Source organism: Plebeiibacterium sediminum (assembly GCF_026013605.1).
In the GTDB taxonomy this organism is placed as follows: domain Bacteria; phylum Bacteroidota; class Bacteroidia; order Bacteroidales; family Marinilabiliaceae; genus Saccharicrinis; species Saccharicrinis sediminus.
The window spans coordinates 24,124-45,881 of record NZ_JAPDPJ010000006.1 but is presented as its reverse complement, the minus strand read 5'-3'; the positions used below and the strand labels follow the sequence as shown (position 1 = coordinate 45,881).

Sequence of the window (21,758 nt, the reverse complement as noted above, 5' to 3'; positions counted from 1 at the left end):
TTGGGTCACTTTATACAAATTTTAATTGAATGAAATTCTTACACTACATCTGGGGGTTATTGGTATTGCTTTGTTTTTTAAACTCGTGTAATACAGATGCAAATAAGGTTATTTGTAATGAAAATACACATGTAAAACAGGGTAAAAGTCCTAAGCGAGGTGTTTCTTTTGCTTTCTCATTTTCAGAAGATGTAAGTGTGTTGGGACCATCAATTTCGTGGTATTACAATTGGAGCCCGGCTCATGCTGCAAAATACGATGAGTTGAATAAAGAAATGAATCTGGACTTTTGTCCAATGGCCTGGAATGGTATTGATAAAAGTGCTTTAAAAAAGTATAAAGAACGACATCCGGAATGTAAATACCTACTGACATTTAATGAACCGAATTTAACAGATCAGGCCAATATGACTCCGCAACAAGCGGCTCAAAAATGGCCGGAGATTAAAGCTGTGGCAAAAGAGTTTGGTCTAAAGCTGATATCGCCTGCAATGAACTACGGAACACTTGAAAACTATGGAGATCCGATAGTTTGGTTAGATGAATTTTTTGAGTTGGTGCCTCTTTCGGATGTGGATGGAATTTCGCTGCATTGTTATATGGCAAGCCCCGGTGCACTGAAATGGTATATTAGTCGATTTAAAAAATATAATAAACCGATATGGCTAACTGAATTTTGTGCATGGGATGGTCTGAATAATGAAACTTATACCGCTGAGGAACAACAGCAATTTATGTCGGATGCCATTAATTATCTTGAAAGTGATTCTTTAATTTATCGCTATGCATGGTTTATTCCAAGAGGTGCAGAAAGTGAAAATGATTTTCCGTACAATTTTTTGCTTAAAAACTCATCCTCGTTTGCCTTAACAGATTTGGGCGAAATTTTTACACAGATATCTGCACAGGATAAAAATACTTATTATGGCGAATGTCAAACTATAGAGGCTGAGGATTATAGTTCTATTTGTATTGCAGAAGGTGTGGGTACCAATTCATGGGTAAACGGTCCCCGGGTTAGAGTTACAAATGACGCAACCCATAAAACGCTAGAACTATATGATTTTTTCAAGGAGCATTGGGTCGAATATCAAATTAATCCTGAAGCTTCCGGCAATTATACCTTAGAAATTCGTTATGCATCAGAAAATAATACACGATTACAATTTGATGTAAATGGAGCATTGTCTTCCAAGTTTCTCCTCTCCAATACAGGTAGTAATAATACATGGAAAACAGCAAAGATTCCTATCTCACTGGAAAAGGGAAAACAAACTTTTCGAATAACAATTGAAGCCGGATCTTTGAAAATGAACTGGCTCAAGTTTTACAATAACCTTAATTCATAATCTTAAAAATCAATTCAAATGAAAAAATTTACTTTTTTATTCGCTGCCTTACTAATGGTGGCAAACATTTACTCACAAAATTTAGCTTTAAACAAAACCACAACAACTTCCAGTGAAACTTCAGAGGGAAGAGGTTCTGCTATGGCAGTGGATGGAGATGGCGGAACACGTTGGGAATCAGTATCTGAAGATCCTCGATGGATTGCTATTGATTTAGGACAATCTTATTCAATTGGCAGAGTTGTTCTTGATTGGGAAGGAGCCTTTGGGAAGGAGTATAAAATTCAGGTTTCTGATGATAATTCAACCTGGACAGATGTTTATACTGAAACCAATTCAGATGGAGGTGTTGATGATATTACCTTAACCGGAACAGGTCGCTATGTGCGTATGTATGGTACTGTGAGAGGAACTGGCTGGGGATATAGTTTATTCGAGTTTGAGGTATATGAAACTATTTCGGAAGAAAAAGATGCTTCTTTATCAGATTTAAAAGTGGATGGTGTTAGTATTGATGGTTTTGCCCCTGGCGTAACAGAATATACTTACGGACTGGTTCAGGGAGAAACAACAGTTCCTACGGTTACAGTTACTACAACAAATTCAAGTGCCGGTTCAGTGATTACAGAAGCAACAAGTATCCCGGGATCAACAACTATTGAGGTTAAATCAGAGGATTTGTCTGTAACAGAAACCTATACGATTCATTTTATTATTGATACACCAAGTGCTGCAGCTCCAACTCCAACTCAAAACGAAGCAAATGTAATCTCTGTTTACAGCGATCATTACACTAATAATTTAATAACCAATTCAAACCCTTATTGGGGACAAACAACAGTTGTTTCTGAGGTACAATTTCAAGAGGATAATGCACTTAAATATGCAGGTTTAAATTTTCAGGGAACAGAGTATACAGGAACTGATGTATCAGCAATGGAATATGTGCATTTAGACTATTTTACAGGAGATGCAACTGAATTAAAGTTTTCAGTAATAAGTCCGGGACAAGAAAATGCTTATGATATAGCAGCTAACGAAGGTATTACTACTGGAGAATGGGTGTCAGTAGATATTTCTTTAGAGGAATATACTATGCCTGATTTAACAAATGCATTTCAGTTTAAAACCGAAGGTAATGGAACTGTATATGTTGATAACTTATTTTTTTGGAAAGGAAATACAACAGCAGTATCTGAAATGGATGACGTTGAATTTAGCATTTTACCTAATCCGGTTGTAAATTATATGAAAGTGATTTCGGCTTCAACAATAGATGGTATTGAGATTTTTGCTTTATCAGGAAGTATGGTGCTTGAAGTATCTCCAAATACAACTGATGCTAAAGTCGATTTAAGTAATCTTACTAAAGGAGTATATATAGCCAAAATAAGAATGGGAGGGATTGTGAAAACCCAAAAAATCATCAAGAAATAATTGTTAATCGATTCTTTTCCTGATCGTTTTTAAAAGTTGGTAAATCTGGGGCTGTTCAAAACTTCCGGAACAGCCCCTTTTTTTAATCTTGTAAAAAGTAAACCTGAGCTTTATATCAACACATCAAAACATTAAAAATTAAATAGCAAATCAATGAAGGCAGTTGGGTACATTATAATGCTTGTTTTACTGGCATTATGGGGATGTAATACAAGTAATTTGAAAGTAGATGTTTATGAAACATCAGCAATGGGTAATAAACTTAAAAAGCTGGGTAAGTTTCAGGATGCAGAAAATACCGTATCTCTTGTACTTTTTCCTGAGCAACAATATCAAACAATTACAGGTTTTGGAGGTGCTTTTACCGAAGCTTCAGCATATTTATTAAATCAGTTAAATGTTGCAAAAAGGCAAGAAGTAATAGATGCATATTTTGGTAATGAGGGGGCAGCCTATTCTTTAACAAGAACGCATATTAATTCATGCGATTTTTCATTGGGTAATTATTCCTATGCTCCAATAGAAGGCGATACTGCGTTAACAAGCTTTTCTGTTAAAGAGGATATGGATGATTTGATTCCGATGATAAAAGATGCCCTGGCAGTTTCAAAAGATGGTTTTAAAATATTGGCTTCTCCCTGGACTGCGCCAACATGGATGAAAGACAATAAGGATTGGAAAGGTGGTAAGCTATTACCTGAATATTATGATACCTGGGCTTTGTTTATTTCAAAATATATAACTGCTTATAAAAATCAAGGGATTGATATTTGGGGGCTCACTGTTGAAAATGAACCTTTAGGTAACGACTGTAACTGGGAAAGTATGCATTTTTCTGCGGAAGAAATGGTAAACTTTGTACAGCATTATTTAGGGCCGCAGCTTGAACAAGATTATCCTCAGGTAAAAATTTTAGGTTATGATCAAAACAGGGGCGAAGAGTTAAAATATTGGGCTGATGTTATGTATGCAGATGAGGCGTCCTCAAAATATTTTGATGGTATGGCTGTTCACTGGTATGCCAGTACCTATGATGTATTTGCAGAATCATTAAACTATACACACAATGCAGCTTCGAAAAAACATCTGATTCAATCTGAAGCATGTGCCGATGCCGAAGTTCCCCATTGGCAGGATGATGCCTGGTATTGGACCAAAGCAGCTACCGATTGGGGCTGGGATTGGGCTCCCGAGAATCAAAAATACCTGCATCCTAAATATGCACCAGTGTATCGTTATGCTCGCGATATCATTGGTTGCTTAAACAATAATGTGGATGGATGGATTGATTGGAATATGGTATTAAATAGGCAAGGTGGACCTAACTGGGCAAAAAACTGGTGTCTGGCACCTGTAATTGTTGATGAAAATGCAGGAGAGGTATACTATACGCCATTGTATTATACCATGGCACATTTTAGCAAGTTTATTCGTCCCGGAGCTAAGCGTATTGGTTTTCAATCTTCAGAAGACAACTTGCTTATAACAGCCGCACAAAATCAGGATGGTTCCATTGCACTTGTAATGCTAAATATGCAGGAGGAGGCTCAACTAGTTAAACTATCCTTAAAAAATGAAATGATTAAAGTGGCCATTGATGCAGAAGCCATTCAAACAATAGTGCTTAAAAATGAATAGAGCATAAAACCACCGTGTATTATGTTTTTGTTTTCCGGTTTAATTTAGAATTAAATTATTGTATTACTAAACTAAGCACAGGCAACAGTTTTGTTATTTAAAAAATAATAGTTCTGTTTACGACACATGTATTACAGTAATGATTAAATCCTCTTGGCTTAAGCTGCCAGGGGGATTTTTTATTTTAAATTTCTATTACTTAAATGATGTTATTGTAGTTTGCAGGTATTCAGTGGATAAACAGGTTATTTCTAAATGATTTTAATAAGCTGATGTTATACAAATGGAAAAAATGGTTTTAAATTACAATCGTTGGTATTAACTATTTGTTATATTTGAAAGGAAGTATAAAGTTCTTCGTTTTAATGATCTGCATAAAATCCTGTTTCAATACCCCCTCTTAGAAACGAATGTAGGTGCAGATAGTGTAAACAAATTGAAAAATAACCTATAACAAAAACAAAACTATGGACAATCAAAAAATAATCTATCGATCTACTTATCCTCACGATGCACATATGGTTAAAACTTATCTTCAGTCAGAAGGTATTCATAGTGTTATAATAGATGAACTAACTGCTCAGGTTAATAACTTTTATTCAAATGCCATAGGTGGCGTTAAGCTGTTGGTGAACGAAAATGATTATAGTGCAGGAATAAATGTTTTGCAAAAAGGAGGATATATATCAGACGGTAATGAGCAAGAGAATATCCCGGTTGAAACGGTATACCTTACAGCTTCAACCAATAAAAAAGCTTGTCCCTTTTGTCATTCCGAAAATATTGGTCGCAAAAAAGAACTTAATATTGTGGCTGTTATAGTCTATGTAATTCTGAGTATTCTATTTCCAATATTTAAAAGAAATTACAAGTGTTTTGATTGTAATAAGGAATGGAAATATGTAAAGAAGTAAGTGGCGATTTAAACTAATCAAAACCCAAACATCGTTCATATTTCCAGTTTTATGAATAAAATATCAGGTTTATTATTTCTACTTTTCATTTCAGTAAATGTTTTTTGTCAACTCGAAGAACCTTTGGTACCGGATAGTTGTGTTGAAGAAGTAAAATTTATTAATCCGATAGAGAAAATAGCTATATTTCCGGGTGGTAATGATGCATTAATCTGTTTTATTGAGAATAATTTAAATTGGGAGCTATTAAATAAGATTGATACAATAGGAAAATTTTATGTTGCATTTATCATCGACTCCACAGGAATATGTCAATATCAAAGTACACTTCGGAGCATTGATGAAAGGTTAAATGAAGAATATAAAAGAATTTTAAATATGTCGCCAAAGTGGACACCTGCCAAGTTGAATGATAAAAATGTGCCATCATCATTTTCATTAGCTGTACAACTACCTTATGTTCGTAAATGTAAAAATGAAGAAAACGAATAACCGGCCTACCAAAATGAATAAACTATTTCTCTTTTTAATCCTATTATTTTGTGCAATTTCTTCAAAGGCTCAGAGCCCAAATGAATCAGTTAAGGTAATTCAGGCTGTTATAAACTATGATAGGGATATTTCAGAAAAGAATATTGTAGTTTGTGAGTTAGTGGAGGAATATAACGACTCTGTTTATATCAGTTTATTACAGAAAAAATATGGCGGAGTAATAAAAGAAGACCTAAAATACTTGAAGTTTGGAGATTTAAACGTTCGTTTAGTACGTCAAAGTGCATTAATTGTTTTGGATAAAATGGCGCGCAAGCTAAATCAATGTGAAAGTATTTCAGATCCGTTTTCAGGTACAAATTATCAGCAATTAGTAAATGAAATATTCGACAGAGACTTATGTCTCTTTAATCAGGTTTTGTTTTCAAAAGATAAATCTGTAGCTATCGTTAAATATATTGTTGAAACAGGAAATGTATTAGGACTTGGTGATTTTTCATCGACCTATTTATTAGAAAAGAAAAATGGAAATTGGATTGTTAAGGATATTTTAGAGAGTGAGGAGTAAAAGTCACGGAAATGATTTTTATATTTATGTTACTCCCAGAAAGCGCGGATCTGTGATCCGTGTTTTAAATTTATTATAAGTGTATGAAACCTTTTCACAAACAAGTACTTCCCTCTTTCAATTACAAGGTAGGATTTGTAATCTGGTAGATAGAAACAAGTTCTCGGCTATTTTATGAAGAAAATGATATACATATTGTTTTTGATTTTTTTCCCCTGTTTATTATCTGGACAGGAAAAAAAAGGAATTAAGTTTCTGGATGTGGAAGCTAGTTCTATTGATAAAATCATATTAATTGACCATTATAATGATAATTACGAAAGAATATGGGGACGAAAATATGAGATTATTTTAAATAGTGATACTATTAAATTATACCAAACCGAGGAATACTACAAATCTTATCAATTTTTTCCAGACTCATTGAATTTCAGTAAAATGCATTTTTTACAAGAAAAAGGTATAGACTCTATAAAAATGAATGGCATGCTTGCTGAAATAAATAGAGAAAATGAGAATAGAATAAAATACCGTCGAAGAATAGACTCAATGTATTGGGGAACTTCGACAATGTTAAAAAATTGGAAAGGAAAGAATTATAGAAAAGTAATAACAAAACCAGAAATTGATTATTTGTTTTCTGAAATTAATATAAAGAACAACGGACCCTTTCGATATCTACAAAACGAGGGAGTTGATAGTCTGTGGTTAAGCGAAAATTCGGATAGATTATATAATTTATGGTTTCAGGAAAATAAAAAATCAAAAGCATTTAGACAGACATATGTAAAATATAATCTTGAAAATTTCAAGCAATTTAAAGAATGCTATATGTTATGTCTGTTGCAAAGAAATATGAATAACTACCCATATTTTGAAGTTCAAATAATTTCAAATAATAATGATACAACATTCTTAAAATCACAAGGTCAGAAATTTTTTCAAATACCCTGGAATATGAATGAACAATATAAATCATATAATCCTAACTTAGCAATTGCATTAGGGAAGTTATTACCTAATGAAGACCATTTTTCCAGTGAGAAAAGACTAAACCCAAAATATAGTGATTTAGAAAAAGAGATAATTAACTATATAGATTTTAAATCCACTTCTATAGATGAAAAGAAATGGAAGAAAATAGCAAAGAAGAAAATAGAAACAGCCGAGAACACGCGCTAATAAATAATTGCCGGTACGTTGTGCTTTGAATGCTTATATCCCGCATCAAGTTTGGTATAGGTTGAAAGTTTTGCAATCCGCAAGTCGGCAATTTATTCATAGAGCAGACGTTCAATAAAGGGCACACTTCAATTAAGTTGCCCCTTCAGGGCGCCATTTACATGATGTATCATACCCAACGCGTCACTACGTTTGTATTGGGCTAAATTGATTTGTCCTTTCAGGACGTTGATTTACATTATGGAAAATTAATTTTAGAAATTGCAGACTACCCAATTTGATCCATATTTAAATAAAAATATTTGTGGAATTTATATAATCACCATCATGTAAATTCCGGCTGTAAGTGTGAAACTTATAGTTGATGTTTAAGGCTTCGAACCTTCTAAGCTATTACTTCCATCCCTTGATTGACATAAGTAACAGATAAAAGTGATAAATTCGCACTTTAATTTAGAATACACAATAAACAGAACATTTACTCAATGTCTAAAAATATAAACGATCCCAAAGAGATTTCTGACGATAAGCTAATAAGCTCAATCCTTACTAAATTTGAAATTGAATCATTAAATCCGATGCAGGAGGAGATGTTTTCAACTGTTCAATCCAAGTCGGATGTGGTATTACTTTCACCTACCGGAACAGGTAAAACACTGGCTTTTCTATTGCCTTTAATCGAACGATTGGATAAGAACTGTGCCGAGATTCAGATTTTAATTCTTGTTCCGGCTCGCGAATTGGCGCAGCAAATTGAGCAGGTGGCACGTAATATGGGATCGGGTTTTAAGGTAAATGCACTGTATGGCGGCAGGGCAGGCGCACTTGATCGTATTGATATAAAACACCGTCCTGCCATACTTATCGGAACACCCGGTAGAATAGCGGATAGAATAAGAAGAGATGAAATTTCTTTGGATCATATTAAAACCCTTGTGTTGGATGAGTTTGACAAGTCGCTTGAAGTAGGCTTTGAAAACGAAATGATAGAGATTGTTGATCAGCTTCCCAATGTAAAGCAAAGGATTTTAACTTCAGCTACCAGCGATGCTAAAATCCCTGGATTTGTTGGATTAAAAAAGCCTGTTTTTATTAATTACCTGAAAGAAGCAACCTCTCAATTGACTATAAAAACACTGCTTTCTGAAGAAAAAGATAAATTAAGTGCTTTACAAAAAACACTTGAATTTGTTGGTCCTCAACCGGGTATTGTGTTTTTCAATTTTAAGGATGCCTTGCAAAGGGTAAGTGATTTTTTAACTGAAAACCATATTTCGCATGAGTGTTTTCATGGAGGAATGGAACAAACAGATCGTGAGCGTTCTCTTGTTAAATTCAGAAATGGTACTATTCAGCTTCTTTTGGCAACCGATTTGGCAGCCCGCGGACTGGATATTCCTGAAATAAAGTTTATTATTCATTATAACCTCCCACTACATAAAAAAGAATTTACTCACAGAAACGGTCGAACAGCTCGTATGAATCGTGATGGTATTGCTTATATTTTGCAATGGAAAGATGAAGAGCCGCCAGAATTTATTCAGGAGATAGACCCTGAAAAAATGAATGTGGAAGAATTGCCAAAATCAGATATTGCATTGCCTGTACAATGGAAAACCTTATATATTTCCGGCGGCCGACAAGACAAAATTTCAAAAGGTGATGTAGCTGGTTTGTTTATGAAACAAGGTCAAATACATAAGGATCAGTTGGGAGTGATTGAACTCAAACAAAATTGTACTTATGTGAGTGTACATGCCGAAGTTGCAGAACAATTAATAGCAAAAACAAACAATACAAAACTCAAAAAAAAGAAGATCAGAGTTAGTGTTGTGTAATGGATTATAAAGGATTTGAAAAAATCCTTTTCCCAGTTTAAGACTTTAGCGTGCTGTAAATCAACTCTCCTCCTTACCAAGGAGGAGTCCCCGAAGCATGAGGGGGAGGTGGTTTTAAATACTATTCGCATAAAATATATTTTAGCAATATTGCAATAACTATGAATACCAGCCCAATATTAAAGCCAAGCATTAAAACACAAACAAGAGTGCTGCAGCTGATTATGTGTCTCTGTCTTTATTTAACTGTTTCATGCAATAACTTTCAAAAAGAATCCACATCGTCGCCAAAAATAATGTCGTCAGATTATAGTTATACTTATTATAAAACATCCAATACTAATGAATATGATTTGTATGAAATTCCAGTTTCGTTTATTCAGGAAATAACAGATACTTCAGTGTATCATTTAAAATATATCAGAAATTGGAATAATTATGTAGAGAAGAAAACAGATACCATTAAGTTTAAATTTGATCAAGGGCATCTCAATAATTCAGATATATACTTTACAAAAGATGTGAGTAAATCATTTTTGTTTGCGCAAAGGAGAGTTTATATAAATGGATCTAAAAATTATACTGTATATAAATTTTATAATGCACCCCAAATGATGGATGCAGGAGAAGCCTATTTCTGGACACCGGAGTTTGGAGTTATTTTGATTCGATCTTTATATTGGGAAAATATAATGAAATTAGAATGTCATAAATCAGAATCCTTATCAAAAGAACTAGATCAATTGTGTACAATGGTTCTGTTTGATAAATCAAACTTTTTTAATTCAATTGATAATATAGATTTTGAATAGGAAGTTTGAATGTTGCACATAATGTACTGTAAATCAAATCTCATTCTTGCCAGGGAGGAATACCCGAAGTATGAGGGGGAGGTGGTTTTTACCTCTAATTCATAATATTCCTTAGTGTACTTAGCGCCTTCTTGGCGTTCTTTGCGGTTAACAAGATCAGAGCTAGAAGTCATAACCTTTTGCCTCATATTTGACATCCAACCTTTTTTTGATGTTGGGGAATTTTGTAGCAGAAATTCATCTCTCGATTAAAGATAGCATTTTAGCAAACTGTCGAAGTCTCCCAAACATGAGAGGAAGGTGGTTTTAAATAATATTTCAATAGAAATACACTATCCCGCTATACTTTAATTATTACCGGTCCTATACGAATGAATAGAATTGCTATTCCAAATGAAATAAGCTTGTTTTAAATTTTTGAACAAGCGTGATATGAATTGGTTTAATATCAACAGAATTACGTTTTAATATTTCTGTTCAATGATTTTAAAGTCAATCAACATATAAAATATTTTCATTATGAGTGATAGAATAAAAATAAGTAATACTGATCTGGAAGTCAGTAGAATAAATTTTGGAGGGAATGTTTTCGGGTGGACATTGGATGAAGCAAAATCATTTGAAATTTTAGATGCTTTTGTCGCCGAAGGTTTAAATTTTATCGATACAGCCGACACCTATCCATGGTGGGTAAATGGAAAAGGCGGAACTTCGGAAACCATTCTTGGTAATTGGATGAAACAAAGAAAAAACCGTAAAGATTTGGTAATTGCCACAAAAGTAGGTTCTGAAACCAAAGAGCATAGCTTTGATGTGAGCAGGAAACATATCCTTAAATCGGTTGATGAATCATTACAACGTTTGCAAACCGATTATATCGATTTGTATTACACCCATTTCGATGATGAAAAAACACCACTTGAAGAAACCCTGGCAGCCTATGATGAGATTGTTAAAGCAGGTAAGGTTCGTTATATTGCTGCATCAAATATTTCTCCACAAAGATTAATTGAATCTTTTGAGGTTTCAAAGAAAAACGGATTTCCTAAATATGTGGCTTTACAACCTCACTACAATTTGTTAGAAAGAGCCAAATACGAAACGGAATATTTGCCAATTGTTGAAAAGTACAATTTAACGGTATTCCCTTATTGGTCGTTGGCTGCAGGTTTTTTAACAGGTAAATACCGCTCAGAAGAAGATTTAAGTAAAAGTGTCAGGGGCGAAGGTGTTCGTAAATATTTAAACGAAAAGGGACTTGCAGTTATAAATGCATTAGATACCGTTTCTGCTAAGTACAATTCAAAGCCTGCCTCCGTGGCCTTAGCATGGTTAATTGCTCAACCGCATATTGGGGCTCCAATTGTTAGTGCCACAACCACATCGCAGTTAGAAACACTTTTTGCCGCACCAAAAATGAAATTGGATCAGGAAGATCTTGATTTGCTGGATAAAGCAAGCAAGTAAAAGATGCCGAATTTTATAAAGAGAGTCCCCTTTGCAATTAACGTAAAGGGGATTTTTTATTTATTAGTGTTTTGTTTTGCATTTAATTATATTTGAGAATCAAAACATATGGTTCAAAAAAAGTAACCTCTTTTAAACAAATCCTGAAATATGGGTATCTCCAAAATAAATCAACTCTTTTTGCTAATTATTATAGCAAGTTTCTATTCATGTAGTAAGGACAATAATCAGATTATTGGAAAATGGATTGAAGCAGATAATTATACGAATTATGTGACCTTAGATATTGGTGAATATTCATATCATTTTGCAGACGATAATTGGCCTGGAGAAAGACTATATCATCTCAATAAGGATACTATTTACAATAATGGGATTAATAAAATAAATAAGAGTATATATAAAATTGTCGATGGAAAATTATCCTTTTATGATATAGATAGTCTTAATCCATCAATCACCTACGAAAGAAATATATATTCTGATTGTTTGGATTATTTCAATTCAAAAAAGAAAACATCCATTCAATTACCACACCTTAATATAAGCCAAAAATATATAGGCACTTATCAGAATTCGTTGTACGCAGATTATAAAAACAAGGAGTTGAGATTCTATATTAACGGAAATCCTCATGAAATATCAGATACTTCTTATCAGTCTCTAAATAATTTAAAGCAAACAAAATCACGTTTGTTTATTGATAAGGATTTGCCATTAGGAACTCTCAATCAAATAAAAAGAGAATTACAAAAGGCTCAAATGAATTCGGTTGGTTATGCAGCCTACAACACAAAAGATTCAATAAGTTTTGTTAACTTTTTGTTACCGCCAGTTGATTTACCTGGAGTTCCCGTTCCTTCTCGAATTCCAGATAGTATACTTAAATTAAATATCACAAATATTGTTGTTGAAATTTATCCTAAGAAAATACTTGTAAATGGCACTGAAGTGGATATTCAAAACTTTAAAAATGATGTTAAAAGGCGATTAGAAAAATTAGAAAATGAAGTAATAAGATTGTATTGTGATGATAACCTTATGTATGAAACTTATATTACTACTTTATATCAAATACAAAGTGCTTATTATGAGCTAAGAAATGAATATGCATTTGAAAGTTATAATGTGGATGACTATTCAGATTTGGATCATGATGATAGAATGATTACGATAAATAAATATCCAATGAAAATTCATGAAATAGATAAGACTAAGCTTATGGAATTACATGACAAACATTTATATTAACTATTTTTTATGCGATTTAGAATAACCTTCATTTTCATATTATTTTTTATTGGCAATAATATATTTTCTCAAAATATTCCTGATCACATAATTCATTTCATAGAAGAAAAACTACCCCAACTTTCAAAGGTTTCAATAGATGAATATGTTGCTTATTGGAATGATTTTATGGAAGAAGAGGGACAATTACCATACTACTGTTCTGGTGATTTTAATGGAGATAATAATAAAGATTATGCAATTCTGCTTACTGACTCAGTTAAGCAACTATACTTATACTCCTTTTTAAAAAACGAGAACAGTTATAAAGTAATATTGATTGATAAATTGGCAAGTCAAAATGAAATGATTCAGATCGTTGTTCATATTGAGCCCAAAGGAGTGTGGGAATCAATTGTTGATGAAATTAATGTATCAAAAGAGGGTGTTACAATTGACTTGTTGGACGAAAGCTTGAGTTGGTCGTATTATTTTGAAGATGATAAATTTATTAAGTTTTTATATGATTAATTTCAGAAACTACAAATAACAAAATTTTAACACATGAAAAATCATACAAATATAGGTTTAGCATTAGGAGGTGGAGCTGTACTGGGTGCAGCTCATGTTGGCGTGCTAAGAGCAATGGAGGAATTTGATATTAAGGTAAAATATATAACAGGAACCAGTATCGGTGCTTTTGTTGCAGCCTTTGTTGCATTTGGTAAAACGTGGGACGAGATTGAACAGATTGCTTCAGAATTAAAGTGGATGGATATTACCAGAGTTACACTTTCAAAGTATGGTTTGCTTTCCAATGAAAAACTAGGCAATCTTATTATTAAACATATTGGAGATAAAAACATTGAAGATGCTGATATTCCATTGGCAATGATTGCTACAAATATTGAAACCGGAGAAAAAGTAATTTTAGATAAAGGATCAGTAGCAGAAGCTGCAATGGCTAGTACTTGTATTCCCGGTATATTTAAACCTGTTGAAATCAATGGTAACATGCTTGTTGATGGCGGAATTGTTGAAAATGTACCTATAAATACGGTTAAAAATATGGGCGCTGATTTTGTAATTGGGGTTGATTTAAATGCAAAACATTCCTATAAAAAGCCCGATAATATTATTGATGTATTGCTAAATAGTTTCCATTTTATCATGAAACATTCTGTAAAGCACCAAACTGAATACGCACATATGCTTATTGAACCTAACCTGGCTGGTTACAATATGGCCGATATGGATCAAGTTCAGGATTTAATGAAAAAAGGTTATAGCGATGCAAAAAAAGCCTTTGAAAAGAAGCTGGCTGAATTGAACCTTGAATAAAGAAATTTTGTATATTAAAATACATACCAAATAATCACTACCTCGAAAACTGCCTTTTACTTATTTAATTCTTTATAATAGGTAAATCAAAATACTGCAACTCCTATTATATAAGGCTTTTATTTAGCTTTAATTAACACACTACTCATTGTACACCAGATATCTCCTAATTACTTTTGCTGCTGAAAGTTAAAAGTAATAGTATGAAGAAGAGTTTGGTGCCATTGGCATTAGGAACGTTTGGCTTAGGTATGGCTGAATTTGTGATGATGAGCATATTGCCTTATGTGGCTCAGGAGATGAATGTAAGTATTCCTGCTGCAGGTCATTTGATTTCAGCATATGCTTTGGGTGTTTGTGTTGGAGCTCCTGTAATGCTATTAAGTGCCCGTAAATTTCCATTAAAAAAAGTACTCTTTTTATTGATATTAATTTATGCGTTAGGCAATACGCTGGCGGGATTTTCTCATAATTACTGGTTTATGCTGGGTATGCGTTTTATTTCCGGTTTACCTCATGGGGCCTTTTTCGGGGTAGGATCAATTGTTGCTGAAAAATTAGCGGATGAAGGAAAAAGTTCAAGTGCATTGGCTTTTATGGTTTCAGGAATGACTATTGCCAATTTAATAGGTATTCCATTGGGTGCATATATATGCAATCATTTTTCATGGCGTTTAATTTTTTACGTAACAGGAGTTTGGGGAGCTGTTAATTTATTTTTCCTTTTAAAATGGATGCCTTCCATAGCACCTCTTCCAAACAATGGTTTGCGAGGTCAGTTTAACTTTCTTAAAAAGATGGATCCCTGGTTGATATTGCTGGCTACAGGATTAGGTAATTGCGGTATCTTCTGTTTTTACTGTTATGTATCTCCATTTTTAACAGGTATGTCAGGTTTTACAGCTGCTGATATGACATGGATTATGGTGTTAAGCGGTGTGAGTATGGTATTAGGTAATATAATTGGAGGTAAACTTTCTGATCGTTTTCGTAGTGCTTCGGTTGTTGGTTTTGCTTATTCTTTAGCTGCAATGGCCCTGGTTGTTCTTTTTCTTTTACCATCCATATCCTTTCTTGCCATTGTAATGATGTGCATTTGTACCAGCTGTTTGTTTATGGTAGGTGCACCAAACCAGTTGTTGGTACTACAAAACTCACGTGGTGGTGAAATGATGGGAGCAGCCATGATTCAAATAGCATTTAACCTTGGAAATGCATTAGGATCGTATAGTGGTGGTTTACCAATTGATAATAATGTAGGTGTAAACTTTTCTTCCATAATCGGAATGGGTTATTTAGTAATAGCCATATTTATTGTATCCATTTTGGTGCGACGACAAAAATCAAAAGAACAACTTATGGTAACTCCGATTTTGATGAAGTCTTAGTCAGACTAATGTATTTCAGAAACTAAGAATGGCAGGGTTTTATATATAATAGCTTCTATTGTAGGGATTTGCGAAAAAACATTTTTTGTAATAACTTGATTTATCTTTAAATCAAAGTGAATTATGATAGAATCAAATAATTGCGATAGCTGTCCTTGGAGAGCCAAGTATGATAATAATCCCAAGTCATTTTTAGGAAGATTGTGGCGATGGCATATTAAATTTTGTCCCGGTTGGAAAAACTATATGAAAACTTTGGATGATGAAAAAAGAGCGATGGTTATTGATAAATACCATATTCGTAATTAACTGGAGTAAAAGAATAAATAGATTGTTGTATTCCGTAAAGTGCGTACGAAACAACAGGTTATAATACAAATACACATACATAAATATTGAGCATTTGCTAATTTTAATAGGTTAAATAAAATACATAATCTATGAAAAATCTATGTTCAAAATCCCTCGGCTTATTAACTGTTCTAATTGTCTCAGTCTTATTTCTATTAAGCTGTAGAACAAAAGATACCATACCAATAATTGAAACAGGGGGACAAACTCCCATGCCCGATCAATGGATCGATAAAGATACAGGTCATAAGTTGACTAAATTAACCCGTAACAATAGCGATAATCGCAGTTTCTATTTTCATAATAATCCATTTTTGCCAACAGCTGATGGAAAAGGAACCTTAATGGTTTATTACGGAAATCAGAATGAAGGAGTATCAGATCATTATTATGGCGGGCAACAAGTGCGACAGTTGTATGTATTAAACCTGCAAACATTAGAATCTCAAAAGCTAACCAATAATACAGCACCAATACATGGTGAGATTGTAGCTAAAAAACATCGCGAAGTCGTGTATCAAAGCAGAGACACAGTTTATGCAACTCATGTGGATAAAGGATCAACAAGAGTCTTGTATGTTTTTCCCGATTCATTAAGGCGCACAGGAATTACAACATTAAATGCAGATGAAACCTTATTAGCCGGCGTTTTTAGTGTTCCTGAAAAAGATTCTATTTTAAAGTATCACCCTAAAAAATCGGAGTTTTTTCAATTGATTTACGAAGCAAAATTACCACATACTATTTTTACTGTGAATACAGAAACTAAGGAGCTGAAGCCTGTTCATAGTGATACGGCATGGTTAAATCATGTTCAGTTTTCACCAACAGATCCTGAAGTTTTAATGTTTTGTCACGAAGGCCCCTGGCATAAAGTAAATCGTATTTGGACGATTAGGATGGGAGAAAAAGAACCCATGCTTATGCACGAAAGAACCATGCATAGAGAAATTGCCGGACATGAGTTTTTTAGTGTTGATGGACAAACGGTTTGGTTTGATTTACAGAAACCTCGTGGAGAAACTTTCTTTTTAGCAGGTACCAGCCTGAACTCAGGAAAAGAAGTAGCTTATCAAATGGAAAGGGATGAGTGGTCGATTCACTTTAATATTTCACCAGATCAAAAGATATTTGCAGGCGATGGAGGTAATGAAACTCAAGTGGCAAAAGCTAAAGATGGGCGTTGGATTTATTTATTTTATCCGGATGACGAAATGAAAAAGCTGAAGAGTGAAAAGTTGGTTAATATGAAACACCATGATTATGATTTAGAACCTAATGTGCATTTTACTCCAGATGGGAAAAGTATCATTTTCAGAGCTAATTTCGAAGGTATGAGCCAGATATATTGTGTGGAAATTAAAAAATAGTAGATGCTTTATCTTATACCACTAGAAAATAATCCATAGGATTTTATTTCTTGTAAAAAAGAAAAAAGCTTATACTTGAATTTTAAATCAGGTATAAGCTTAATTATTATAATGAAATCATTATTCAACCTACTTAACAAACCCTATCCTCCAATTCAGAATATCTGGAAATCGGCTTTTTTTATTGGTTTGTTTATCTCTCTGTTTTTATATGTTTTTCAACCGTTTGGATTACAGTTGATGCAGCATGATCACAAGGAGCTCGTTTTATTGGGTTATGGATTAGTAACTTTTATTGTATTAATTGCGAACAAATCTTTTCTCCCATTAATTATTCCTTCTGTATTTGTTGAAGAAGGTTGGACCATAAAGAAGCAGATTCTATGGTTAATCTGGCTTGTGTTAACAATAAGTTTAGGTAATTATCTTTATGCAGTTTTATTCACTGTTATTCCCTGGAGTGGTTTTAATGGATTATTGGTATTCATGATATTTACAATAGCTATTGCTTTAATTCCTATTGTATTAACCACTTTTATTACACAAAATGCCCTGTTAAAAAAGAATATCGCACACTCTCAGGAAATTAATGCAAGTATTCATAAAAAGATTGAAAAACAGGAAGATATTATTGCTGTTGAATCAGGGAAACAAATAGTAAATTTCAATACGGATCATATTATTGCCATTGAATCAGAAGGTAATTATATCAATATGCTGACTATTGAAGATGATCAGGTCAAAAGTGAATTGATTAGGAATACCATTAAAAATTTAGAAGATCAGCTAAGCGACAGAGCTTCTTTTTTTAAATGTCACAGGGCTTTTATTATTAATCTGTCCTATGTGCAAAATGTAACAGGTAATTCACAGGGATTTAATGTTGATTTGCTGAATCTCGATAAATCGATTCCTGTATCCAGAACCTACACCAAAGACTTTAAAAAGAGAATGGTTGAATTGGACAAACCCATGTAACTCATCACAATTTATCACATGTCGTAATTCGAATAATGCAAGTCATCCCAAAAGCTTGTTGTATATCCCATTTGTATTGTAGTTCAGTGATTTGATTTTATCATTGCATCAACGAATTAAGTTTTAAACATTTAATAATTGAGCAATGAAAAAGAGAATTTGGATTATTTTAACAGCAGTGGTTTTATTTACTATCGGACTATTTTTAGAGTTTACAAGTGGAGGAGTATGCAGTATTGGAAACTTCAGTTTTAATTATTTCTCTACAGGAGATTATGCCCTCGGTGTATTTGCCTCCGGAAAATTTGCCATTGGTATATTTTCAGTTGGAATCTTCTCCATTGGAATTTTTTCCATCGGAATATTTAATATTGGATTGTATGCCGTGGGATTATTTGTACTGGCATGGAAAAAGCGTTTACCTAAAACATTAATGGAATATTTAAAAGTAAATCAAGAGGAAGCAAAGGCATAAAACAGTCCTTTTTAAATAGCGGCATAAAAGAAGTAATTAATGCACACTTTTATGCCGCTGTTTTTTTATAGTGTTTTATATCGTAAATTAGGTTTTCAATTAAAATCTTAATTATGAGGTCTTCTATCATATTATTCATCTTTGCACTTATCCTTTTAAGTTGTTCGCAGCAAAAGCAGGATGTAATTATTCAAAAATATTTTGAAGCATTTAACCAATCTGATTTTAAGCAAATAAAAAAGTATGTTGATAATGACTTTGTAATGTCAGAAGGAGATTTTAAAATTTGTTCCTCTGTTAATGATCTGCAAACTGTATTTAAATGGGATTCTGTTTTTCAGCCAAAGTATAAGGTTTTAAAAATAGTTCAGACAGATGATAAGGTTGAAATTGAAGTATCAAAAATAGATACGCGGGTAGCTTATTTGCACGATGAGCCTATGATTTCTAATGTTTCGTTTGAATTTAAAAAGGGAAAAATCAGCAAACAGATTATTAAAGATTACAAGTATTTTGATGTTAAAAAATGGAATGGCAGATTAAAAGACCTCAGAGATTGGATCAATTTGAATAAACCGGATTTAGCTGGTTTTGATAGGGATATTACTTTAAATGGAGCTAAAAATTATCAGAAGGCCATTGATTTATATGCTAGTAGAGATCTGGGTTTAGAAGAAAACATCTTTATAGATAAAGATTTGCAGTTGGTTCATTTAAAAGATTCTGTATTTGTTCATATTAGTTGGTCTGATTCTGAACAATATGGCAAGTTTCCTTCAAATGGATTAATCATAGCCCAAGATGGTAAAGCTATAATGGTAGATACGCCAATGGATAATGATAAAACAGAGGACTTGTATCAATATCTTAAGGATAAAATGAATATTGAAGTCACACTTTTAATACCTGGACATTTCCATAATGATTGTATGGGAGGAATTACTTTTCTTCATTCAAAAGGAGTTAACTCTATTGCCAATTTAATGACAATTCAAAAAAGCATAGAACTGGGATTGGAAGCTCCAAAAGAATCTTTTGAAAAACAAAGAGGTATTGATTTTTATGGAGAACCAATAGAATGCAACTATTGGGGAGGAGGACATTCATTTGATAATATTACTGTATGGCTGCCAGATAGGAAAATATTATTTGGTGGCTGTTTAATTAAAAATGAAAGTTCAAATAGTTTGGGTAACCTAGCTGATGCTGTTGTTGAAGAATGGGATGATACAGTTGAGAAAATAAAATCGTCTTATACCGATGTTGATTATATTATACCAGGACATGGAATGTATGGTGATAGTAAGTTGCTTGACCATACGATAGCATTAGTTCAGGATTTTAAATTAAAGCATTAAAATGTTGAGTCGGTTTGATAAAATGGGAGGAGGTTAAAAATGATAGGAATATTGTTGAGTGTGAATTTGTTCTTTCTTTAGTATTCTTCTTTGATTTCGTTTTGCTTTTCTCGTTTTATCAGGTTGTAGATGGTTGATTTTCCTATGTCAAGCTTTTTAGCCACTTTTAATACATTGTTGTCGTACTGTCGAAGGTAATGTCGGATAATTCTTTCAGTATATTCCTTTAGGGTCATTTCTTCAGCCAGTATATCTAATTCTGCCGATGTAGAGTTTAATAAAATATTTTCTTCATCAATTTTATGGTCGCTGGCCATAACTGCACTTAACTCAATAATAGCTTTTAGCTCTCTTACATTTCCTGGAAATCCGTAGCTTAAGAGTTTCTTTTTAGCTCGTGAAGTAAAAATCATGCCATCCATTCCATTGTCCTCACAAAACTGATTGAGGAAAAACTGACTGAGTGTGATAATATCATTTTGACGATCTTTCAATGGAGGTAGGTGAATAGGGAGTCCTAATAAACGATAGTATAAATCTTCACGGAAATTCCCTGCTTTAACTTCTTCCAATAGGTCTTTATTGGTGGCTGTAATTATTCTACAATTAACCTTAATAACCTCATTACCTCCGACTCTTGTAATCTCACGCTCCTGAAGTACACGCAGTAATTTTACCTGAAGGTTAATATCCATTTCTCCAATTTCATCTAAAAATATGGTTCCACCTTCAGCTTCTTCAAACTTTCCTTTCTTAGTTAAAATTGCTCCGGTAAAAGCACCTTTTTCGTGGCCAAATAATTCACTTTCAATTAAATCACGAGGTATTGCACCCATGTTTACCGCAATAAAAGCCTTGCTTTTTCTAATGGAATTGTAATGAATGGTTTTGGCAACCAGTTCTTTACCGGTTCCGGTATCTCCATATATAGAAACATTAATATTGGGTACTTTAACTGCTTTTTGTAGTAGAGCAAAAACCTCTTTCATTACCGGACTATCACCAATTATGGCATTCCCAAAATTGTATTTGGTGGCTATTTCATTTTTTAATAACGAAATCTCATCCAATAATTTCTTTTTATTTCGAATGTTATTTACGCTATTTAAAAGACGGTCCTTAATATTTTCATCTTTGGTAATATAGTCGTAAGCACCTTCTCTTAATAAATTAACCGCTGTGGTAATAGAGTCTTGTCCCGAAATAATAATAACCTCAATATCGGGGTTGTATTTCTTAATTTGCTTGAGAATTTCTTCCCCTGTGTAGTCTGGTAAACCAAGGTCTAAGGTTACAACATCAGGGTTATCGGGTAAATGTTTAAAAAATGTAGCTCCGTCGAAGTAGGTATCAATTTCAAAATCAGGATTTAGGGCAAGCGAACGCTCAATGAGTTTATTAAAAACGCGATCGTCTTCTACAATATGAATTTTCATTGATAACTAATTTTTAAAACACTTATAATTCAAATATATTTGCTTTTTGTAAATAAACCGCAATAAATGGCAGATGTTTTTGGTAGAATGCCAATTTTGTGGTGTAGATATAATATTTTTACAGAAAGGTAGTT

Annotated in this window: 20 protein-coding genes; 19 read left to right on the top strand and 1 reads right to left on the bottom strand. The window is 33.2% G+C overall.

The features are described 5' to 3' along the window. Positions 1–29 precede the first annotated feature (29 nt). The 19 genes from OM075_RS04790 (at position 30) to bla (ending at position 20,188) form a co-directional block, all read left to right on the top strand. A complete protein-coding gene (locus tag OM075_RS04790; RefSeq protein WP_301189340.1) occupies positions 30–1,349 on the top strand; it encodes a glycosyl hydrolase in 1,320 nt (439 codons plus the stop codon). 18 nt (positions 1,350–1,367) lie between these two features. Beyond that, complete coding sequence (locus OM075_RS04785; RefSeq protein ID WP_301189339.1) at positions 1,368–2,786, top strand: galactose-binding domain-containing protein; 1,419 nt, start codon at positions 1,368–1,370, stop codon at positions 2,784–2,786. A gap of 153 nt (positions 2,787–2,939) precedes the next feature. Continuing rightward, a complete protein-coding gene (locus tag OM075_RS04780; protein ID WP_301189338.1) occupies positions 2,940–4,424 on the top strand; it encodes a glycoside hydrolase family 30 protein in 1,485 nt (494 codons plus the stop codon). 467 nt (positions 4,425–4,891) lie between these two features. Further along, complete coding sequence (locus OM075_RS04775) at positions 4,892–5,338, top strand: putative signal transducing protein (protein WP_301189337.1); 447 nt, start codon at positions 4,892–4,894, stop codon at positions 5,336–5,338. 51 nt (positions 5,339–5,389) lie between these two features. Beyond that, positions 5,390–5,830 (top strand): hypothetical protein, encoded by a 441-nt coding sequence (locus OM075_RS04770; protein WP_301189336.1) that lies wholly within the window; start codon positions 5,390–5,392, stop codon positions 5,828–5,830. 13 nt (positions 5,831–5,843) lie between these two features. After that, positions 5,844–6,398 carry a hypothetical protein gene (locus tag OM075_RS04765; protein WP_301189335.1) on the top strand — a complete coding sequence of 185 codons (555 nt, stop codon included), beginning with the start codon at positions 5,844–5,846 and terminating at the stop codon, positions 6,396–6,398. Positions 6,399–6,572: 174 nt separating this feature from the next. Then, complete coding sequence (locus OM075_RS04760) at positions 6,573–7,580, top strand: hypothetical protein (RefSeq protein ID WP_301189334.1); 1,008 nt, start codon at positions 6,573–6,575, stop codon at positions 7,578–7,580. 485 nt (positions 7,581–8,065) lie between these two features. Continuing rightward, positions 8,066–9,418: a DEAD/DEAH box helicase gene (locus OM075_RS04755; protein ID WP_301189333.1), complete on the top strand. Its 1,353-nt coding sequence runs from the start codon at positions 8,066–8,068 to the stop codon at positions 9,416–9,418. Positions 9,419–9,714: 296 nt separating this feature from the next. Further along, a complete protein-coding gene (locus OM075_RS04750) occupies positions 9,715–10,230 on the top strand; it encodes a hypothetical protein (RefSeq protein ID WP_301189332.1) in 516 nt (171 codons plus the stop codon). A 519-nt stretch (positions 10,231–10,749) separates the two neighbouring features. Beyond that, the gene (locus OM075_RS04745; protein ID WP_301189331.1) at positions 10,750–11,697 is read left to right on the top strand and encodes an aldo/keto reductase; all 948 of its coding nucleotides are present in this window, start codon (positions 10,750–10,752) and stop codon (positions 11,695–11,697) included. A 180-nt stretch (positions 11,698–11,877) separates the two neighbouring features. After that, positions 11,878–12,948: an ExbD/TolR family protein gene (locus OM075_RS04740; RefSeq protein ID WP_301189330.1), complete on the top strand. Its 1,071-nt coding sequence runs from the start codon at positions 11,878–11,880 to the stop codon at positions 12,946–12,948. A gap of 9 nt (positions 12,949–12,957) precedes the next feature. Then, positions 12,958–13,458 (top strand): hypothetical protein, encoded by a 501-nt coding sequence (locus OM075_RS04735; RefSeq protein WP_301189329.1) that lies wholly within the window; start codon positions 12,958–12,960, stop codon positions 13,456–13,458. A 33-nt stretch (positions 13,459–13,491) separates the two neighbouring features. Continuing rightward, complete coding sequence (locus OM075_RS04730) at positions 13,492–14,268, top strand: patatin-like phospholipase family protein (protein WP_301189328.1); 777 nt, start codon at positions 13,492–13,494, stop codon at positions 14,266–14,268. A gap of 203 nt (positions 14,269–14,471) precedes the next feature. Then, on the top strand, positions 14,472–15,656 hold the full coding sequence (locus tag OM075_RS04725; protein WP_301189327.1) for an MFS transporter: 1,185 nt from the start codon (positions 14,472–14,474) through the stop codon (positions 15,654–15,656). Between the two features lie 123 nt (positions 15,657–15,779). Beyond that, positions 15,780–15,965, top strand: a complete 186-nt coding sequence (locus OM075_RS04720) for a hypothetical protein (protein ID WP_301189326.1) — start codon at positions 15,780–15,782, stop codon at positions 15,963–15,965. Between the two features lie 131 nt (positions 15,966–16,096). Then, positions 16,097–17,377, top strand: a complete 1,281-nt coding sequence (locus tag OM075_RS04715) for an oligogalacturonate lyase family protein (protein ID WP_301189325.1) — start codon at positions 16,097–16,099, stop codon at positions 17,375–17,377. Between the two features lie 111 nt (positions 17,378–17,488). Beyond that, the gene (locus OM075_RS04710) at positions 17,489–18,355 is read left to right on the top strand and encodes a LytTR family transcriptional regulator DNA-binding domain-containing protein (RefSeq protein ID WP_301189324.1); all 867 of its coding nucleotides are present in this window, start codon (positions 17,489–17,491) and stop codon (positions 18,353–18,355) included. A gap of 145 nt (positions 18,356–18,500) precedes the next feature. Beyond that, entirely contained in the window at positions 18,501–18,830 is a 330-nt protein-coding gene (locus OM075_RS04705) for a hypothetical protein (protein WP_301189323.1), read from the top strand. Between the two features lie 113 nt (positions 18,831–18,943). Continuing rightward, positions 18,944–20,188 (top strand): subclass B1 metallo-beta-lactamase, encoded by a 1,245-nt coding sequence (gene bla / locus OM075_RS04700; RefSeq protein ID WP_301189322.1) that lies wholly within the window; start codon positions 18,944–18,946, stop codon positions 20,186–20,188. 77 nt (positions 20,189–20,265) lie between these two features. Here the strand turns inward: bla and OM075_RS04695 are convergent, their stop codons facing one another. Continuing rightward, the gene (locus OM075_RS04695; RefSeq protein WP_301189321.1) at positions 20,266–21,624 is read right to left on the bottom strand and encodes a sigma-54-dependent transcriptional regulator; all 1,359 of its coding nucleotides are present in this window, start codon (positions 21,622–21,624) and stop codon (positions 20,266–20,268) included. Positions 21,625–21,758: the final 134 nt, after the last annotated feature.

What these genes read in the sequence shown, in the direction of transcription:
- OM075_RS04790 (WP_301189340.1), top strand. Translation starts at nt 30, where the DNA reads ATGAAATTCTTACACTACATCTGGGGGTTATTGGTATTGCTTTGTTTT.
- OM075_RS04785 (WP_301189339.1), top strand. Translation starts at nt 1,368, where the DNA reads ATGAAAAAATTTACTTTTTTATTCGCTGCCTTACTAATGGTGGCAAAC.
- OM075_RS04780 (WP_301189338.1), top strand. Translation starts at nt 2,940, where the DNA reads ATGAAGGCAGTTGGGTACATTATAATGCTTGTTTTACTGGCATTATGG.
- OM075_RS04775 (WP_301189337.1), top strand. Translation starts at nt 4,892, where the DNA reads ATGGACAATCAAAAAATAATCTATCGATCTACTTATCCTCACGATGCA.
- OM075_RS04770 (WP_301189336.1), top strand. Translation starts at nt 5,390, where the DNA reads ATGAATAAAATATCAGGTTTATTATTTCTACTTTTCATTTCAGTAAAT.
- OM075_RS04765 (WP_301189335.1), top strand. Translation starts at nt 5,844, where the DNA reads ATGAATAAACTATTTCTCTTTTTAATCCTATTATTTTGTGCAATTTCT.
- OM075_RS04760 (WP_301189334.1), top strand. Translation starts at nt 6,573, where the DNA reads ATGAAGAAAATGATATACATATTGTTTTTGATTTTTTTCCCCTGTTTA.
- OM075_RS04755 (WP_301189333.1), top strand. Translation starts at nt 8,066, where the DNA reads ATGTCTAAAAATATAAACGATCCCAAAGAGATTTCTGACGATAAGCTA.
- OM075_RS04750 (WP_301189332.1), top strand. Translation starts at nt 9,715, where the DNA reads ATGTCGTCAGATTATAGTTATACTTATTATAAAACATCCAATACTAAT.
- OM075_RS04745 (WP_301189331.1), top strand. Translation starts at nt 10,750, where the DNA reads ATGAGTGATAGAATAAAAATAAGTAATACTGATCTGGAAGTCAGTAGA.
- OM075_RS04735 (WP_301189329.1), top strand. Translation starts at nt 12,958, where the DNA reads ATGCGATTTAGAATAACCTTCATTTTCATATTATTTTTTATTGGCAAT.
- OM075_RS04730 (WP_301189328.1), top strand. Translation starts at nt 13,492, where the DNA reads ATGAAAAATCATACAAATATAGGTTTAGCATTAGGAGGTGGAGCTGTA.
- OM075_RS04725 (WP_301189327.1), top strand. Translation starts at nt 14,472, where the DNA reads ATGAAGAAGAGTTTGGTGCCATTGGCATTAGGAACGTTTGGCTTAGGT.
- OM075_RS04720 (WP_301189326.1), top strand. Translation starts at nt 15,780, where the DNA reads ATGATAGAATCAAATAATTGCGATAGCTGTCCTTGGAGAGCCAAGTAT.
- OM075_RS04715 (WP_301189325.1), top strand. Translation starts at nt 16,097, where the DNA reads ATGAAAAATCTATGTTCAAAATCCCTCGGCTTATTAACTGTTCTAATT.
- OM075_RS04710 (WP_301189324.1), top strand. Translation starts at nt 17,489, where the DNA reads ATGAAATCATTATTCAACCTACTTAACAAACCCTATCCTCCAATTCAG.
- OM075_RS04705 (WP_301189323.1), top strand. Translation starts at nt 18,501, where the DNA reads ATGAAAAAGAGAATTTGGATTATTTTAACAGCAGTGGTTTTATTTACT.
- bla (WP_301189322.1), top strand. Translation starts at nt 18,944, where the DNA reads ATGAGGTCTTCTATCATATTATTCATCTTTGCACTTATCCTTTTAAGT.
- OM075_RS04695 (WP_301189321.1), bottom strand. Translation starts at nt 21,624, where the DNA reads ATGAAAATTCATATTGTAGAAGACGATCGCGTTTTTAATAAACTCATT.